Source organism: Bacillus sp. TSO22, from assembly GCF_020223595.1.
In the GTDB taxonomy this organism is placed as follows: Bacteria; Bacillota; Bacilli; order Bacillales; family Bacillaceae; genus Bacillus; species Bacillus inaquosorum.
Window position 1 is genome coordinate 89,467 of sequence record NZ_JAHAWO010000013.1, and the last position, 17,186, is coordinate 106,652.

Genomic DNA, 17,186 nt, shown 5'->3' on the forward strand with positions numbered 1-17,186 from the left:
CCTTTCACTCACAATTGTTTTTCTTTTTGAATGGATGCAAGCAGATGCTCACAGCCCGATTTGATTAGTTGGCAGACCTCTTCAAAGTTCCCTGTGTAGTAAGGATCGGGAACGTCGGCAAGGTCTGAATCTTCAACATAGTCCAAGAGCCTTTTGATATGCGAGGTGTTCTTAAAACCCGCCATGCTTCTGAGGCTCCCGATATTTTCTGCGTCCATCGCAATGATGTAATCAAAATCGGCCAGATCCTGTTCGCTGACTTGACGCGCCAGCATGCCCTCAAAGCTGATTCCTTCTCTCTGCAATATCTCCTGCGTTCCTTCATGCGGCGGATTGCCGATGTGCCAGCCGCCGATACCGGCTGAATCCGTCTTGATTTTCCCCTCTAATCCTTTTTTGGCTGCCAAGTCCCGAAAAATCGCTTCCGCCATCGGAGACCGGCAAATGTTTCCTAAACAAACAAATAACACGCTTATCATGTTGCGCAACCTCCCTATTCTTTGCCCATATTTCTCTAAAAAGAAACCTTCATCAATATCTTAGTAGGATGTTCATTTCCTTTTCAACTGATGTCTCCACTTTTTTGAAATCAACAGCCAGCTCTTAGAATAGGGTTTTTTTCTGAGCGAATTCTGTTAGAATAAAACATACCCAATATCGCGCAAAGAAAGGATGGAACCATTTGTCCAGCCCAAATACAGAAACGTTAACTCAAATGATTGAAGAGATTTCCCAAAAACTGAACATGCTGAACGTCGGCGTGATTAAAGCGGAGGATTTCAGTGATGAAAAGATCGAAGACCTCACGTACCTTCACAGCATGGTGATGAAAAAACAATCATTCAGCCCAAGTGAAATGCAGGCGATTGCTCAAGAGCTAGCCTCACTTCGTAAATAATGGAGACTGGCCGAAAACTCGGCGAGTCTTTTTTATCATTGCCCCAAAACCAATTTTCCTTAAGACAGGCGTCATGAATTAAGAAATACAGACTGCCAAACATGATACTGCGGCAGGGCGCCCACGCTTTCCAATATCGGACAGGCCAAGACATGCCTGTTTATAACATCAAACAGCAAATGTTCGAAAAAGATTTGAAGGAGTACAAGCATGAAAACGACATCTATCAAAACAGCATCCGGAATGTATATCAACTACTTCTTTCTCGGAATGGTCAATATCATTCTCGCATCCAATATGTCCTCTTTAACGAAACAGTGGAATACAGACCCGACCGGCATCAGTTATGTGATTGCCGCTATTGGATTCGGCAAGCTGCTGACATACGGCATTTCCGGCGTTTTATCAGATAAAATCGGAAGAAAGCCGCTTGTTGTCGCTTCTGCAGGAATTATGGCCGTCTTTTTAGTCGGTATTCCTTTATCACCGAGCTATGAATTGGCGTTTGTGTTCGCCTTATTAGCCGGAGTCGCTAATTCAGCGATGGACGCCGGAACCTATCCTGCCTTAACCGAGCTCTTCCCGGCAGCTTCCGGCTCGGCGAATGTCTTGGTCAAAGCCTTTATGTCTGTCGGGGCAGCACTTTTTCCGCTTTTGATCACATTTTTATCAGACCACAGCCTGTTTTACGGATTTGCTTTTTATCTCCCGGCAGCAGTCTATGCGCTGAATATCGTTTATTTATCAACGCTTTCGTTTCCTAAGAGACAGAAGATGCCAACTAGCAGCGGCCAACAGGAATCTCCCGCTTTCTTGTCTGAACCCGTTTTTCAGAAAGAAGGCACCGCACTGATCATTATCGGTTTTACATCAACGGCTTTATTTACCGTTTCTCAAATCTGGCTCCCGAGCTACGCGCAAAAGGCTGCCGGTCTAGCTGAATCAGCATCCGTGCAATTGCTGAGCTATTACAGTATAGGATCTCTGACATCCGTTTTATTATTAGCCGTTTTGCTGAACAGATGGGTAAAGCCAGTCATGATTACGCTCTTATATCCTGTTATTACTTTATGTACGCTCGCAGTCATGCTGACGGTTCATGTGCCAGTTGTGCTGGACATCACCGCCTTTTTCTTAGGGTTTTCAACCGCGGGTGTGTTTCAAATTACCATTACATTAATGACAGAGCTTTTCTGGAAGCGAAAAGGAACCGTTACCGGAATTGTAGCGACCGCTTCAAGCATCGCGTCAATTCTGTTGCCAATTGCCACCGGGCTTATCGCAAAAGCGGGAGGCATCGCCCATATCTTTATGTTTGACTTCGGCATAGCAGTCATCGGAACAGCTGCAGCCGCCTTCTTGTATTATAGATACAAAAAACTGACGGCTGCTCCAAGCCGTAATTAAATAAAAAACGGACGCCCCGGGCGTCCGTTTTTCTATTTCTCAAGCAATGCGAGGGATTCGCGGTTAAATGCCGGAATATCATCCGGTGTGCGGCTTGTAACCAATTGATTTTGGCAAACGACCACTTCCTGGTCCACAACGTCGGCACCCGCGTTTTCCATGTCAACACGAATGGACGTATAGCCTGTTGCTTTTCGGCCATCGAGCGCTTTCGCGTTGATTAAGAGCTGCGGGCCGTGGCAAATGGCGAATACCGGTTTTTTGTCAGTCATAAACGCTTTTGTCAACTGAACGAAACGGTCATCAGCGCGAAGCTGGTCTGGTGAAAATCCTCCGGGAATCAAAAGCGCATCAAAGTCTGAAGGGTTTACGTCATCAATGGACGCGTCAACCGTCACTTCCGCGTTCCCCTGCTTGCCTTTTACTGTTTTTCCTTTTTCATTTTCGATAACAGTCAGTTCATGTCCCGCTTCTTTAAAGGCTTTCGCAGGTTCCGTGTACTCGCTGTCCTCAAAATAATCTGTCAAAACAACTGCAATGTTTTTCCCCATCATTCATAACCTCCCGCTTAATATGACTACATAAAACACTCTACCCCAGCCACACTAAAATAAACATTCCGCAGATCTGACAAGCGCTAAGCATAAATACCCAGCAGCTGTCGTTTGATGCCGTTACATAATACTCATTTTTCTCCCTTTTACAATAATCATAAAGAAACACCTACAAATAGTTACAAAATATTCTTACAATAGGAGCTGTAACACAAATTTCGTTGAAAGGTGGAGAACTGGTGAGAATACAGAAAAGACGAACACACGTCGGTAACATTCTCCGTATTCTTTTGCCCCCAATTATGATACTTAGCCTAATCCTCCCAACACCACCCATTCATGCAGAAGAAAGCGCGGCCCCTCAGGTACATCTGAGTATTTTGGCCACGACTGATATTCATGCCAACATGATGGATTACGATTACTACAGCGACAAAGAAACGACGGATTTTGGCCTGGCAAGAACGGCACAGCTGATCCAAAAGCACCGCCAGCAAAACCCAAACACCCTTCTCGTCGATAACGGCGACTTGATTCAAGGGAATCCGCTGGGCGAATACGCGGTGAAATATGAAAAAGACGACATTATCTCCGGTGCGAAAACCCACCCGATTATCAGCGTCATGAATGCGCTGAAATACGACGCCGGCACACTGGGCAATCATGAATTCAACTACGGGCTCGACTTTCTGGACGGCACGATCAAAGGAGCCGATTTCCCGATTGTAAATGCTAACGTCAAAACAACAAGCGGTGAAAATCGCTATACGCCGTATGTCATTAAAGAAAAAACCGTCACCGACGAAAACGGCAATGAGCAGAAAGTGAAGGTTGGCTACATAGGCTTTGTCCCGCCGCAAATTATGACATGGGACAAAAAGAATCTCGAGGGTCAGGTGCAGGTGCAGGATATCGTAGAATCCGCCAATGAAACGATCCCGAAAATGAAGGCGGAAGGCGCAGATGTCATTATTGCCCTCGCCCACACCGGCATTGAAAAGCAGGCGCAATCGTCTGGCGCGGAAAACGCCGTGTTTGATCTTGCCACCAAAACGAAAGGCATTGACGCGATCATCTCGGGCCATCAGCACGGACTCTTCCCTTCCGCCGAGTATGCGGGTGCTGCCCAATTCGATGTTGAAAAAGGAACGATTAACGGCATTCCTGTCGTCATGCCAAGCAGCTGGGGCAAATACTTAGGCGTGATTGACCTCAAACTCGAAAAAACGGACGGCTCATGGAAGGTGGCAGATTCCAAAGGCAGTATTGAATCCATTGCCGGCACCGTCACATCCCGAAATGAAACGGTCACAAACACCATTCAGCAAACACACCAAAACACACTGGAATATGTCAGAAAACCAGTCGGCAAAACAGAAGCAGATATTAACAGCTTCTTTGCACAGGTCAAGGATGACCCTTCCATTCAGGTTGTGACCGATGCGCAAAAATGGTACGCCGAAAAAGAAATGAAGGATACCGAGTACAAGGACCTGCCGATTTTATCCGCTGGAGCGCCGTTTAAAGCAGGCGGCAGAAACGGGGCCAATTACTATACGAACATTCCGGCCGGAGATCTTGCCATTAAAAATGTCGGTGACTTGTATCTTTACGATAATACCGTTCAGATCGTCAAGCTGACAGGAAGCGAGGTCAAGGACTGGCTGGAGATGTCAGCAGGCCAATTCAATCACATTGATCCGTCAAAAGGCGGCGATCAAGCCTTGCTGAATGAGAATTTCCGCTCCTACAATTTTGACGTGATTGACGGCGTCACATATCAGGTCGATGTTACAAAACCGGCTAAATACAATGAGAACGGAAAAGTGGTCAATGCGGATTCATCACGGATTATCAACCTTTCCTATGAAGGTAAGCCGATCAGCCCAAGCCAGGAATTTCTCGTCGTCACAAATAATTATCGCGCATCCGGAGGCGGCGGTTTTCCTCACCTGACGAGCGATAAGATTGTCCACGGCTCCGCGGTTGAAAACAGACAGGTACTGATGGATTACATTATTGAACAAAAAACAGTCAATCCAAAAGCGGACAACAACTGGTCAATCGCACCTGTTTCCGGAACGAATTTGACGTTCGAATCCTCGCTTTTGGCCAAGCCATTTGCCGATAAAGCAGATGATGTTGCATATGTAGGCGAGTCTGCCAATGATGGCTACGGTGTGTACAAGCTGCAATTCGATGATGATTCAAATCCTGAGCCTCCTAAAGACGGACTGTGGGATCTGACTGTGATGCACACGAATGATACGCACGCCCACCTCGATGACGCAGCGAGACGAATGACGAAAATCAACGAAGTACGAAACGAAACAGATCACAACATTCTCCTTGATGCGGGAGATGTGTTTTCGGGCGACCTGTATTTCACAAAATGGAACGGTTTAGCCGATTTGAAATTCATGAACATGATGGGCTATGACGCCATGACCTTCGGAAACCATGAATTTGATAAAGGTCCGACAGTGCTTTCTGATTTTCTAAGCGGAAACAGCACAACCGTCGATCCGGCAAACCGCTATCACTTTGAAGCACCTAAATTTCCAGTCGTCAGCGCAAACGTAGATGTATCAAATGAACCTAAGCTGACACCATATGTCAAAAAGCCGCAAACCTTTACGGCGGGTGAAAAGAAAGAGCCTGGCATCCACCCTTACATTCTGTTAGATGTTGATGGTGAGAAAGTCGCTGTATTCGGACTGACAACGGAAGATACAGCCACCACATCAAGCCCGGGCAAAAGCATTGTATTTCATGATGCGTTTGAAACAGCGCAAAACACTGTCAAAATGATTCAGGAAGAAGAAAAAGTAAACAAAATCATTGCTTTAACCCATATCGGGCATAACCGAGACCTTGAGCTAGCCAAAAAAGTAAAAGGCATTGACTTGATCATCGGCGGACACACTCACACTCTGGTTGACAAAATGGAGGTCGTGAACAACGAAGAGCCGACGATCGTGGCACAGGCAAAAGAATACGGCCAATACTTGGGGCGTGTTGATGTTGCGTTTGATGAAAACGGCGTGGTGCAAACAGACAAATCAAATCTGAGCGTACTGCCGATTGATGAACATACAGAAGAAAACGCAGAAGCCAAAAAAGAGCTCGATCAGTTCAAAAGTGAATTAGAGGACGTGAAAAATGAAAAAGTCGGCTACACGGATGTCGCGCTTGACGGCCAGCGTGAGCATGTGCGCACGAAGGAAACCAACCTCGGAAACTTCATCGCGGACGGCATGCTGGCAAAAGCGAAAGAAGCAGCCGGCGCCAGAATAGCGATAACAAATGGCGGCGGCATCAGAGCCGGCATTGACAAAGGCGACATCACACTCGGCGAGGTGCTGAACGTGATGCCGTTCGGCAACACGCTTTACGTGGCCGATTTGACCGGAAAACAAATCAAAGAAGCCCTTGAACAAGGCTTAAGCAATGTGGAAAACGGAGGCGGCGCCTTCCCTCAGGTGGCCGGAATCGAATATACCTTTACATTAAACAACGAACCTGGACACCGTGTTTTAGACGTGAAATTCGAATCGCCTAACGGAGACAAAGTTGATCTGAATACGGATGATACCTACCGCGTGGCAACGAATAATTTTGTCGGCGCCGGAGGAGACGGATACTCTGTCTTCACAGAGGCATCCCATGGTGAAGACCTTGGCTACGTGGATTATGAGATTTTCACCGAACAGCTGAAAAAACTAGGAAACAAGGTCTCTCCTAAAATCGAAGGACGCATCAAAGAAGTATTCCTGCCGACAAAGCAGAAGGACGGCAGCTGGACACTTGATGAAGACAAATTTGCGATTTATGCGAAAAATGCCAACTCGCCGTTTGTCTATTATGAAACACATGAAGGATCTCAAGAGAAGCCTATCAATCTTAAAGTAAAAGAAGATCAGGTCAAGCTTTTGAAAGAAAGAGAGTCAGATCCTTCATTGACGGTGTTCAACTACTGGTACAGCATGAAGATGCCAATGGCGAACCTTAAAACCGCGGACACTGCAATTGGAATCAAATCTACCGGTGAATTGGACGTGTCCATCGGAGACGTATATGACTTTACAGTGAAGCAAAAAGGAAAAGAAGTGAAATCATTTAAAGAACCCGTTCAGCTTTCACTTCGCATGTTTGATATTGAAGAAGCCCATAACCCTGCCATTTACCATGTTGATCGTAAAAAGAAAACTTTTACAAAGACAGAAAACGGATCAGTCGACGATGATATTGTAACAGGGTACACAAACCACTTCAGTGAATACACGATCTTAAATTCCGGTGAGAATAACAAACCGCCCGAATTTCCGTCCGATCAGCCGACAGGCGGTGATGACGGCAGCAATGGCGGAGGCTCTGATAAACCAGGCGGAAAACAGCCGACTGACGGGAATGGAGGAAATGATACACCTCCTGGCACAGACCCGACAAACGGATCTGGAGGAAACGGATCGGGCGGATCCGGTACGGACGGCCCGGCTGGCGGCTTGCTTCCGGATACAGCCACATCCATGTACTCGATTCTCTTGGCCGGATTTCTGATCAGCGCGCTCGGAACGGCAATGTACTTGCATCAGAGGAGAAAACAGAATAGAGCGAATCAAGCATAAAAAAAGAGCTGCTCATTATCGAGCAGCTTTCTTTATTTAGACCCACTTCACAACATCTTCAACAGCAGATCTTGTTTTCGGACGAGGGTCTCGTACACGGTAGCCGAATGCCACCATCACAGAAATGTCGAAGCTTCCGTTTTCCAGAAGGCCTTCTTCTTCAAGAATGCGGTGAATGTGATCATACTGGAATCCTTCGATAGGGCAAGAATCAACGCCGATTTGCGCAGCGGCAGTCATCATGTTGCCAAGCGCAATATAGGTTTGTTTTGATGCCCAGTCAAACAATGTTCTGTCACTTTCAAGCAAATGCAAATCGTTTTTTTGGAACTCTTCTGTTTTGCTGAGATAGCCTTCATACACGTCCTGAGGCATTTGTTTTACTTCTTTTAAATGACGTTTGATGTAGTCCGCATCATATTTGATATCCTTCGCTGTACGCGCAAGAATCAGGACGAAGTGGCTTGCTGTCGGAAGCTGCTTTTGCGCGCCCCATGTGTATTCGCGAAGCTTCTCGCGAAATTCCGGATTTTGGACGACAACAAATTTCCAAGGCTCAAGGCCGAGGGAGCTCGGAGACAGTCTTCCCGTTTCTAAAATAAATTCAAAATCGCTGTCTGATACTTTTTTATTTGGGTCAAATTCCTTTGTTGCATGTCTGAAATTGTATGCATCCAGAATTTGTTTCTTTAGATCTGCCATGTTAAACACCTCTCCTTTTGGTTACTCTCATCTCTATTGTAGCCATTATGATAAAAAGTAAAAGTACGCACATTTTTGTTGGATAGTATCAATTTTGATACCAAACAAAAAAAGCGCACTGCCACAGGCAGGCGCCTTTCTCATTTTCCCCGCCGCGCAAAATCAACAAACCGGAATTTGTCGAGACGGTGTCTGCTTTCCGTATATTGAAACAGACTCGTATCCTCCAAAAAGACGTAGTTTCTCACCACGACCATATGGTCATAGCCGCGTAAATCGAGCAGCTCCCTGTCCTCATCCGTACACGGCTCGGCTACAATTTCTTTTTGGGCATAGCTGATTGAAAGACCGAGCTCTCCTTCTATATATTCATATATGGAGTTTTCACAGATTTCTTTCGTTAGGTGAGGCACATGCTTTCTGAAAAAGTAATCCTTGTCCAAAATCACATGTTCCCCGTCAATCTTTCTAGACCTGATGACTTCCCAAATGTCGTCATCCGGCTGGGCCCGGAGCTGTTTTTGGATCAGCTCTGACGGGGGCTCCAGCCCGAATTTGTGTACAGTTGTTTTCGTTTCTTTGCCAAGCGTTTGCGCGAGCTCCTTGAAGCTGACAAGGCCTGAAACGGGAAACTGCATTTTTTCACGGTTGAGAACGACGGAGCCCTTCCCTCTGATTTTCTGGATATAGCCGTTTTGCGCAAGCATGTGAAGCGCCTTTCGGACCGTTTCTCTTGATGTATCATACTGTGCGGTCAACTCATGTTCAGACGGAAGAATCTCTTCCGCTTTCCACCGGCCGCCTTCAATTTGCTGTGCGATGTCTTTATAGATTGCGATGAATTTGTTCACCTTCATTATGGACCACCCAGCTTAGTTTAACACGGTTTCGTTAAACGATAAACAATGGACTCATACGGACGGAGCGTCATGTTCTGCAGTTCTTCCCTCACCTCATCGTTCGTCAACAGCACCTCTGCCTTCCACTCGTCAGGCGCTAAAGAGTCCGGCAGTGTAAAGGCTGCCTCTGTCCCGTAAAAATTATTGATGACGAGCAGCTTTTCATTGCTGCCGTGTCTGAGATACGCAAAAATGTTCGGGTCATCCTTTGCGATTAACTCATATGTTCCCTCTGTCACAATGTCATATGTTTTGCGAATCTGAATCAGCTTTTGATAATGGTAAAACACCGAGTTCCGGTCCTTCAGCGCCGCTTCGGCATTGATTTCCCGATAGTTGCCGGCGACCGGTATCCATGGCGTGCCCTTTGTAAAACCGCCATTCGGCGTATGATCCCATTGGACAGGCGTTCTGGAATTGTCGCGGGATTTCGCCTGTAAAATCGCTGTGATCTCTTGATCAGCCATTCCTTTTTCCTTAAAGGCGTGATATATGTTCAGCGATTCGACATCCCGATAGGAGCTGATGTCCGAAAACTTCGGATTCGTCATTCCCAGCTCCTCACCCTGATAAATATAAGGCGTGCCCTGCATCATATGAATGGCGGTAGCGAGCATTTTCGCCGATTTCACCCTGTACGCGCCGTCATCTCCATATCTCGATACGACGCGCGGCTGATCGTGATTGCACCAGAACAGAGCGTTCCATCCTCCTCCAGCGTGCATCCCCGTCTGCCACTCGGATAAGATCTCCTTCAGCTTCAAAAAGTCAAACGGCGCCAAAGCCCATTTCTCACCATTTGGATAGTCAACCTTGAGATGATGGAAGCTGAACGTCATATCAAGTTCTTTATTGGCAGGATTCGTATACCGGATGCAATGGTCCACAGACGTCGAAGACATCTCACCGACCGTCATACTGTCATAATGCGAAAACACCCTTTCGTTCATTTCATGCAGATATTCGTGCACCCGCGGTCCGTCAGTGTAAAAGGAACGGCCATCGCCTCCGTCTTCCGCATTCGGAAAGCGCTGATCTTTAGAAATCAGGTTAATGACATCAAGCCTGAAGCCGTCTATTCCCTTTTCAAACCAAAAATGCATCATGTCATAGACATGCTTTCTGACCTCTTCATTTTCCCAATTCAAATCAGCCTGCGTCACATCAAACAAATGTAAATAGTATTGGCCCGACGCTTCGTCAAGCTCCCATGCCGAGCCGCCGAATTTCGATTCCCAGTTCGTTGGAGCAGAACCGTTTTCCTGCGGGTTTTTCCATATATAAAAATCACGGTACGGGCTGTCTTTTGACGAGATCGCCTCTTGAAACCATTCGTGCTCTGTTGACGTATGATTGACGACAAGATCCATGACGACTTTCAAGCCTCTTTTATGCGCCTCAGACAGCAGGCGCTCAAAATCCTCCATCGTCCCGTATTCAGGATAAATCGAGTAATAATCACGAATATCATACCCATTATCATGCTGCGGAGAGTCATAAATCGGCGTCAGCCAAAGCACATCCACCTGAAGTGTTTTTAAGTAATCAAGCTTTTCAATAATGCCGTTCAGATCGCCGACACCGTTTCCCGTCGTATCGTTAAAGCTTTTCGGATAAATTTGATAGACCACAGCTTTTTTCCACCATGGCGTTTGTTCTGTTTTCATCTGTCTCCACCACCATATTTAAATTAAAAACGGGAAAAGGGAACGTTCAACACGTCCCGCTCCCCATTGGTTATCTATGTTTGAATCTCGCATACGCGTATGTTCCGGCAAACGGCACGATCAATACAATGGCCATCCCGATTGCAAACGCGCCCCAGTACTGGCTCATGATTGAGAAAATCCCCGGCACGCCGCCGACACCGACGGAGCTTGCCAGCACACCTTGGGAAGAAATATACATTCCGGCCAGCCCTGAGCTGATCATCGCAATAATAAACGGGAATCTGTATCGAAGATTCACCCCGAAGATGGCAGGCTCTGTAATGCCGAGATAAGCTGAAATCCCTGAAGTGAGGGAAAGGCCTTTTTGTTTCTCATCCTTCACGATAAACATCATAGCCAGCGCAGACGAACCTTGTGCGATATTAGAAAGCGCCAGCATCGGCCATAAAAAAGTGCCGCCGAGCTTTGAGCCGATGAGCTGCAGGTCGACTGCAAGAAACGTGTGATGCATGCCAGTAATCACGAGCGCCGAGTATAAACCGCCATATAACAAACCGCCCAGTGCGGCAAAAGAGCCAAACACCGAGATAAGCCCTGAAGTCAGCACGTTTCCGATCGCAAATGTAACCGGGCCGATTATGATAAAAGAGGCAAAGCCTGTTACGAGAAGCGTAATCGGCGCGACAACGAGCAGCTGTATGCCTTCAGGTGTGCGTTTTGTTAAGAACACCTCTATCTTCGCCAGCATATAGGAAGCCAGCAAAATCGGGAGCACCTGTCCCTGATAGCCGACTTTCTGCACTTCAAGTCCAAACAAATTCCATACCGGGATCTTTCCGCTTTGCTCCGCGGCTCCATAGCCCCACGCGTTCAGCAAATCAGGATGCACGAGCATCACGCCGAGCACAATGCCAAGCAGCGGATTGCCGCCGAACCGTTTGACCGCAGGCCAGCCGATTAACGCTGGCAGAAACGTAAAGGCCGTGCCCGCAATCAGGTTAATCATATTAGCGAGATCCGCCCACTGCGGATAGACCTGCACAATCGACTTTGTGCTGAAGAAAATGCCTTGCGCCGTTAAAATGTTATTGATCCCCATCAAGAGACCTGCCGTGACAATCGCAGGCAATATCGGAATAAAAATATCTGCAAGCGTTTTCACAGCACGCTGCAAAGGATTCATATTTTTTTCTGAAGCCTTCTTCACTTCATCCTTTGTTGACTCGCCAATCCCCGTTTCCTTGACCAGTTCAGCATATACTTTGTTGACCGTTCCCTGGCCGATTACGACCTGAAACTGCCCGTTTGTCGAAAACGACCCCTTTACAACGTCAATCTGATCAAGTTCCTCTTGGTCAACCTTGCTCTCATCTATTAATGCAAAACGCAAACGTGTCACACAATGAGTTGCCGCTGCAATATTTTCAACACCGCCGACTGCTTCGACAATCTGCCGTGCCGTTTTGTTCAGTTCCCCCATGCCAACCCCTCCGTATTCGTTTTATAACTTGTATATACAACTTATGATTATATTGTATTCCTGTATATACATGTCGTCAACAACTTTTTATAGCGCTTTCATCCTAGGCCAGGAATATCTAAAACAACAAAGTTCCCCTAAAAAGTCACAAGCACTTATTGAATAAGACATTGAAAAAGCAGGGTGAGCCATGGATAAACGCGCGAAAAAGCGCTTCAGCTCATCAAAGAGCTTAAGAAATCAGGACAGACCGCTCTCTCCCGATTTGAAGGAGAACTTCGATAATCTGACTTTATTAACAGAAGGCTGCTCAGACATCGTATTTAGACAATTTAACTTTGGAAACGTGCTGTGCGGATTTATTGTTTATATCGAAGGAATTGTAAAATCTGAACATATACAGGCTCACGCCCTCCGACCTTGCTTGAGGGATTTGATGGGGATCAGATAGATGAACATAAAGAAGCGCTGCAAAATACACTATCGATTTCAAGCATTGCGGCAGAAACGATTTTAAGCAAAGGGGCTGTTTATTTGCCGACGGGCATTCAAAATGATTGATCTTGAAGATACGGACTTTCCTTCTTACATTAAAAATCGACCTGAAAGCCATGTAACACCAACCGGCATGTTTTCGTCGTATCCAGATTTTGGTTCTTCCTAAATACAAACCAGCTGATCGACTTTAACAGAATCAAGCCGATCATCAATGTATTGATTTCCCTTTTGCTGCTTTTATTCATCTTTTTGATCATCAAAAGCAAAGCGATGTTCGCCGCCAACGCAAAACACTAAGAATTTTTGGCCTCTTTTTTCTGATAAACAGAGTTCTGTTTTGTTTTTCCTCTATCTTTCAGATAATACTGTTCAGATGTAAAAAATTCGGTATATAACGCTTTTACCTTTCTGCTCAATAACAACAGTGCAATCACATTCGGAACGAGAATAAAAGCCAATGCTAGATCCAGAAAGCCCCAGATGGCTTTTGCTCCGCCAGCAGCACCTATGATAATAGCCGCTAAATAAACGAATTTGATCACATGTCCTGCCAGCCGCCCGAACAGAAATTCAGCTTGCTTAACGCCGTAAAAAATGACAACCATAATGGTCGAGACAACAAAGAAAACGAGGGAAATCGAGACGAAGTACCCTCCTCCAGAACCGAAATAGTGCTGAAATGCAGCCGTCGTCAGTGCCGCCGGGTCATTTGAGGCATTCTTCCCTGTCCAGACTCCGGATGCAAGGACAACAAAAGCCGTGGTGGTGCAGATGATCAAGGTGTCAATTACAATGCCTATCACAGACCAGAACCCTTGCCTCACAGGGTGATCAGTCATAGCCGCCGCATGTGCAATCGGGGCTGTTCCCATTCCTGCTTCATTAGAATACAGCCCGCGGGCGAATCCCCAGCGAACGGTTTCAGCCAGTGCAGCACCTGCAAATCCTCCAACTGCTGAAGAAGAGGTAAACGCATTGGAAAAGATGAGAGAGAAAAATGCCGGCACTGATGAAAGATTCGTGAGAACAATTAGAAGACCGGCTCCCGCGTATGCCCCTGCCATAAGAGGCACGATAAACTCTGTTACTTTTCCGATCCGCTTGACCCCTCCTATCACCACTAACCCGATCAAAAATGCAATGCCGATTCCCGCGTATATTTTATTGAAAGAAAACGTTTCGGCAAGTGAGACTGAAACCGAATTCCCCTGAACCATGATGCTCGGGACCAGCTCCACGATCAGCGCAACAGAGAAAAATACGCCGAGCCATTTCATGCGCAGCCCTTTTGTTATGTAATACATCGGTCCCCCGACAAATTCCCCCTGCTCGTTTTTTTCTCTGTAATGAACAGCAAGCACACTTTCAGAAAACTTAATCGCCATCGCAAATAAGGCAATAAGCCACATCCAAAAAACCGCTCCGGGACCGCCAAACATAATAGCAGCAGGCACACCGACAATGTTCGCCGCACCGATTGTTGAGCTAAGGGCTGACGTCAATGCCTGAAGCGGTGTGACTGTGCCCTCTCCCTTCGGCTTTTTTCCTACGCTGCCGATCGTCTGCTTCAAAATATATAACGGATAGCGAAATTGAAAACATTTCAGCAAAATGGTGAAGTACAATCCCGTCCCCGTCAGCAAGATGATTAGCGGCGGCCCCCACAGCCAATCAGATATTCGCTCTATCCATTCCAATAGTCGTTCCATCCCATCACCCTTTTTTCGTTTATGAGTTCATTTCCCCACAGACGGAAAAACATAAACCTATAAGACTGAGAACTGCTGGAACATAAAGAGGATGGCTGTTATCAATCGCCATCCTTCAGACAGGAAAAATCAGCTGGAAGAAGGTCTGTTTCGTCCAAGCCGGTCATATACTTTATTCTTATAAAAAGCGGACGCTGGCTTTGAAAACATGCCTTTTTTGTCGACAAGCTTATCAAGCATCATCTGCTTTTCTGTTTTTTTTCTCATTAGTTGCTCGCGTTCTTTGTCGTCATAGCACTTTGCGATTAAATGGTCGATGGTCATAAGCTCTTTTTTGAGCGCACCCTCGTCCTCTGCCATTCCCGCATTTTTTAACATACGGTAGCTCATGCGGAGCGATTCGGGCAAGTGTGCCGCGTCATCTTTTGGCAGCGGCTTTCCCATTCCCGGGAGGTTTTCAAATTCTCCGTCTTTGATGGCGCGCTTAATTTTATCTTCAGACACAATATGAGAAAAATCCATCCTTCCACCTCTTTTCATTTATAGCTTATATTTTATCATACAACCGTCACAATACCATTTTATTCCTTAATTTCTAGAAAGAAACCTCTTTTTACATTTGGCAATATGTCAAGAAAACGTTGATTCGACGGCGTTTTTCGCCACTTTTACCATCGTACGATTTTCACTTTTCTAATCCGCCGATTCGTGTTATATTTGATACGTTCGTTTTTTCTATCGTTTCGCTCGAACTGTGATCGGAAAAAAGGAGTGTAACAATGAAAACATTTATTAAAGAAAGAGGACTGGCCTTCTTCTTAATCGCGGTCGTCCTATTATGGATCAAAACGTATGTCGGTTATGTCCTTAACTTCAACTTAGGAATAGACAACACGATACAAAAAATATTGCTTTTTGTGAATCCTCTCAGCTCAAGCTTGTTCTTTCTTGGCTTTGGACTTTTGTTCAAGAAAAAATTACAGCAGACAGCCATTATAGTGATTCATTTTTTAATGTCTTTTTTACTGTACGCAAACATTGTGTACTACAGATTTTTCAATGATTTTATTACAATTCCGGTCATTATGCAGGCTAAAACAAACGGCGGCCAACTCGGCGACAGCGCATTTTCGCTGATGAGACCGACTGACGCCTTTTACTTTATCGATACGATCATTCTGATTATCTTGGCGATTAAAGTGAACAAGCCTGCCGAAACGTCGAGCAAAAAATCGTTCCGAATCGTTCTTGCGTCTTCAATTCTGGTTTTCCTAATCAACCTGGCAGTTGCGGAATCAGACCGTCCTGAATTGCTGACAAGATCATTCGACCGAAACTATCTTGTGAAATACTTGGGAACGTACAATTTTACGATTTATGACGCTGTGCAGAATATCAAATCCAACAGCCAGCGCGCGCTTGCCGATTCAAGCGACGTGACGGAAGTTGAAAACTACATGAAAGCCAATTACGACGTGCCGAATAACGTATATTTCGGCAAAGCGGAAGGAAAAAACGTTATTTATGTTTCTCTTGAATCTCTGCAGTCATTTATCATTGACTATAAAATTAACGGCAAAGAAGTCACACCGTTCTTAAATAAATTGGCACATGACAACGAAACGTTTTACTTTGATAACTTTTTCCACCAAACGGGACAAGGTAAAACATCTGATGCGGAATTTATGATGGAAAACTCTCTGTACCCGCTGGCTCAAGGTTCAGTTTTCGTAAACAAAGCGCAAAACACGCTTCAATCCGTTCCGGCAATTCTGAAGTCTAAGGATTACACATCTGCTACGTTCCACGGAAACACGCAGACGTTCTGGAACCGAAACGAAATGTACAAAGCGGAAGGCATCGATAAGTTCTTCGATTCTGCCTACTATGACATGAACGAAGAAAACACGAAAAACTACGGCATGAAAGACAAACCGTTCTTCAAAGAATCAATGCCGCTGTTAGAAAGCCTGCCGCAGCCGTTCTATACGAAGTTCATTACCCTGTCTAACCACTTCCCATTCGGAATGGATGAGGGGGATACAGACTTCCCGGCTGGAGACTTTGGTGACTCTGTCGTCAACAACTACTTCCAGTCAGCCAATTACCTTGATCAGTCCATTGAACAATTTTTCAATGACCTGAAAAAAGACGGGTTATATGATAAATCGATTATCGTGATGTACGGAGACCACTATGGCATCTCTGAAAACCACAATAAAGCGATGGCCAAAGTCCTTGGCAAAGATGAAATTACCGATTATGACAACGCCCAGCTTCAACGGGTGCCGCTCTTTATCCACGCTGCCGGCGTGAAAGGCGAGAAAGTTCATAAATATGCCGGAGACGTCGATGTGGCTCCGACCATTCTGCATTTGCTCGGAGTGGATACGAAAGACTATCTGATGTCCGGTTCTGATATTTTATCTAAAGAACACCGTGAAGTGATTCCGTTCCGTAACGGAGACTTTATTTCACCGAAGTACACGAAAGTATCCGGCAAGTATTACGATACGAAAACCGGAAAAGAGCTTGATGAATCTGAAGTCGACAAGTCAGAAGACTCACTCGTCAAGAAGGAACTTGAAATGTCCGATAAAATCATAAACGGAGACCTGCTGCGTTTCTACGAGCCGAAAGGCTTTACGAAGGTGAATCCTTCCGATTATGATTACACAAAACATGGCGAAGATTCTTCCGAAACGTCAACGGATGATGAAGATAAATAAGAAAAAGCAGAG

The 17,186-nt window shown here is 45.7% G+C and carries 12 protein-coding genes and 3 pseudogenes; 6 read left to right on the plus strand and 9 right to left on the minus strand.

Annotated features, from left to right (window positions below; genetic code table 11):
- Positions 1–8 precede the first annotated feature (8 nt).
- The gene (gene yfkJ, locus KHQ79_RS16210; RefSeq protein WP_003239845.1) at positions 9–479 is read right to left on the minus strand and encodes a protein-tyrosine-phosphatase; all 471 of its coding nucleotides are present in this window, start codon (positions 477–479) and stop codon (positions 9–11) included.
- Between the two features lie 203 nt (positions 480–682).
- Between yfkJ and KHQ79_RS16215 the strand changes: the two genes are divergently transcribed.
- Together KHQ79_RS16215 and KHQ79_RS16220 are read left to right on the plus strand one after the other, a co-directional pair.
- Complete coding sequence (locus KHQ79_RS16215) at positions 683–898, plus strand: DUF1128 domain-containing protein (RefSeq protein ID WP_003223104.1); 216 nt, start codon at positions 683–685, stop codon at positions 896–898.
- Between the two features lie 210 nt (positions 899–1,108).
- Positions 1,109–2,305: an MFS transporter gene (locus KHQ79_RS16220; protein WP_225516052.1), complete on the plus strand. Its 1,197-nt coding sequence runs from the start codon at positions 1,109–1,111 to the stop codon at positions 2,303–2,305.
- A gap of 32 nt (positions 2,306–2,337) precedes the next feature.
- Here the strand turns inward: KHQ79_RS16220 and yfkM are convergent, their stop codons facing one another.
- Positions 2,338–2,856 carry a general stress protein 18 gene (gene yfkM, locus KHQ79_RS16225; protein ID WP_225516054.1) on the minus strand — a complete coding sequence of 173 codons (519 nt, stop codon included), beginning with the start codon at positions 2,854–2,856 and terminating at the stop codon, positions 2,338–2,340.
- A gap of 242 nt (positions 2,857–3,098) precedes the next feature.
- Here yfkM and KHQ79_RS16230 point away from each other — a divergent pair, with 242 nt between their 5' ends.
- Positions 3,099–7,487 carry a multifunctional 2',3'-cyclic-nucleotide 2'-phosphodiesterase/3'-nucleotidase/5'-nucleotidase gene (locus KHQ79_RS16230; protein ID WP_225516056.1) on the plus strand — a complete coding sequence of 1,463 codons (4,389 nt, stop codon included), beginning with the start codon at positions 3,099–3,101 and terminating at the stop codon, positions 7,485–7,487.
- Positions 7,488–7,523: 36 nt separating this feature from the next.
- Here KHQ79_RS16230 and KHQ79_RS16235 read toward each other — a convergent pair whose 3' ends face one another.
- From KHQ79_RS16235 to treP, 4 genes are all read right to left on the minus strand, one after another.
- Positions 7,524–8,189: an NAD(P)H-dependent oxidoreductase gene (locus tag KHQ79_RS16235; RefSeq protein WP_019257780.1), complete on the minus strand. Its 666-nt coding sequence runs from the start codon at positions 8,187–8,189 to the stop codon at positions 7,524–7,526.
- A 140-nt stretch (positions 8,190–8,329) separates the two neighbouring features.
- The gene (gene treR / locus KHQ79_RS16240; protein ID WP_084990689.1) at positions 8,330–9,046 is read right to left on the minus strand and encodes a trehalose operon repressor; all 717 of its coding nucleotides are present in this window, start codon (positions 9,044–9,046) and stop codon (positions 8,330–8,332) included.
- 20 nt (positions 9,047–9,066) lie between these two features.
- On the minus strand, positions 9,067–10,755 hold the full coding sequence (treC, locus tag KHQ79_RS16245; RefSeq protein WP_225516058.1) for an alpha,alpha-phosphotrehalase: 1,689 nt from the start codon (positions 10,753–10,755) through the stop codon (positions 9,067–9,069).
- Between the two features lie 70 nt (positions 10,756–10,825).
- On the minus strand, positions 10,826–12,238 hold the full coding sequence (treP, locus tag KHQ79_RS16250) for a PTS system trehalose-specific EIIBC component (protein WP_225516060.1): 1,413 nt from the start codon (positions 12,236–12,238) through the stop codon (positions 10,826–10,828).
- Between the two features lie 222 nt (positions 12,239–12,460).
- On the opposite strand from treP, the pseudogene KHQ79_RS16255 reads away from it, so the two are divergent.
- Positions 12,461–12,792: pseudogene (locus KHQ79_RS16255) on the plus strand (spore germination protein); the annotation flags it as partial.
- A gap of 16 nt (positions 12,793–12,808) precedes the next feature.
- Positions 12,809–13,033: pseudogene (locus KHQ79_RS22425) on the plus strand (endospore germination permease); the annotation flags it as partial.
- Here KHQ79_RS22425 and KHQ79_RS16260 read toward each other — a convergent pair.
- From KHQ79_RS16260 to KHQ79_RS22430, 3 genes and pseudogenes are all read right to left on the minus strand, one after another.
- The gene (locus KHQ79_RS16260; protein ID WP_225516061.1) at positions 13,030–14,445 is read right to left on the minus strand and encodes an alanine/glycine:cation symporter family protein; all 1,416 of its coding nucleotides are present in this window, start codon (positions 14,443–14,445) and stop codon (positions 13,030–13,032) included. The pseudogene KHQ79_RS22425 and the gene KHQ79_RS16260 sit on opposite strands and share 4 nt — an antisense overlap.
- Positions 14,446–14,574: 129 nt before the next feature.
- Entirely contained in the window at positions 14,575–14,967 is a 393-nt protein-coding gene (locus KHQ79_RS16265) for a DnaJ family domain-containing protein (protein ID WP_003239874.1), read from the minus strand.
- A gap of 69 nt (positions 14,968–15,036) precedes the next feature.
- Positions 15,037–15,120, minus strand: a pseudogene (locus tag KHQ79_RS22430) (hypothetical protein); the annotation flags it as partial.
- Positions 15,121–15,224: 104 nt separating this feature from the next.
- Between KHQ79_RS22430 and ltaS the strand changes: the two are divergent.
- Positions 15,225–17,174: a lipoteichoic acid synthase gene (gene ltaS / locus KHQ79_RS16270; RefSeq protein WP_019257772.1), complete on the plus strand. Its 1,950-nt coding sequence runs from the start codon at positions 15,225–15,227 to the stop codon at positions 17,172–17,174.
- The last annotated feature ends 12 nt before the right edge of the window (positions 17,175–17,186 follow it).